The following is a 350-nucleotide window of genomic DNA, read 5'->3' on the forward strand; positions in this document are numbered from 1 at the left end:
AGTGAAGGCAATTCTGGCCAAAGGCTACGACCCGGTGAAATGGCGGAAGAAAGATAAGGTGCTGGACGCAGTATTGAAAGAGCTGGAAAGCGGTAAATACAGCGACGGCGATAAGCATGCCTTCGACCAGATGCTGCACAGTATCGGCAAACAGGGCGGCGATCCGTATCTGGTGATGGCAGATTTCGCCGCTTATGTAGAGGCACAAAAGCAGGTGGATGTGCTGTACCGCGACCAGGAGGCCTGGACTCGCGCGGCGATCCTCAATACCGCCCGCTGCGGTATGTTTAGCTCGGATCGCTCTATTCGCGATTATCAGGCTCGTATCTGGCAGGCAAAACGCTAAGGAA

Annotated in this window: 1 protein-coding gene; it reads left to right on the forward strand. The window is 54.6% G+C overall.

Going from position 1 to position 350, the window contains the following annotated elements; genetic code table 11:
• Positions 1–346, forward strand: a 346-nt coding sequence (locus tag LZP73_RS19510; protein ID WP_234236575.1) for a glycogen/starch/alpha-glucan phosphorylase, incomplete at its 5' end; no start/stop codon positions are given.
• Positions 347–350: the final 4 nt, after the last annotated feature.

The organism is Shewanella sp. AS16 (assembly GCF_021412365.1).
GTDB lineage: Bacteria > Pseudomonadota > Gammaproteobacteria > Enterobacterales > Shewanellaceae > Shewanella > Shewanella salipaludis.